Annotated in this window: 1 protein-coding gene; it reads left to right on the plus strand. The window is 41.8% G+C overall.

Annotated elements, in window-relative coordinates:
- The coding region (locus CH373_RS18715) for a hypothetical protein (protein ID WP_165778876.1) at positions 1 to 727 on the plus strand (727 nt) is incomplete at both ends.

The raw sequence follows: 727 nt of genomic DNA on the forward strand, positions 1-727 counted from the left end.
AGGACTCAGACCTTTTATAACGAAAGTTTAAAGAAGATATTAGAATTCGAGAAATTAAAAGAAAATAAAGTACTCTTGGAGAATGTAATCGGTGGAGACGGGACTCTTTCCAAAAAAATAGATTCACTACTCTCCGGATCGAATTTGAATGTATTGTACGGTAACGATCTTTCTGTACAGATCCGTGCGAATCTGACCAATTTGCAAAAGAGCCTGGTCAATTTGGACAAACCGGTTAACGACTCTGTGGATGTATTTAACACACAGGTGAGTGCTCTTCACAATGCTTCGAATGCATTCCAAAGCGATGCTCTCGACCAGAAGAAAGCGGACTTGGTGAAGTATTTGGATAGGATGAAGTCTCTCCAAAGTTCTTTGCTTGGAACGAACTCCTTTGACACTTCTTATATCGACAAAGACCGTATAGATCAAGGGGTACGATACTTGGAAGATTTGGTTTCCCACTGGGATTCCAACCTGGGAGATCTAAAAGACGGACTGGAAGATTTGTCCGAGGATAGCCAGGACTTTTTGGACTATGGGATTGCGAATGCTAGCAAGAAAGGAACTGTAGAGTATTCGAATGAGATGCTTTCTTTGGGCGGGGTTCTGCAGAAGAGTGCACTAAAAGTCGGAGGATTCCAAACCTATCTAACAGAAATTCAGAATACAACTTCTTATTTGGATGCGGTCTTTTTGGATTCCTTCCAGATCGCGGATGCAACGA

This window comes from Leptospira perolatii, from assembly GCF_002811875.1.
GTDB lineage: Bacteria > Spirochaetota > Leptospiria > Leptospirales > Leptospiraceae > Leptospira_B > Leptospira_B perolatii.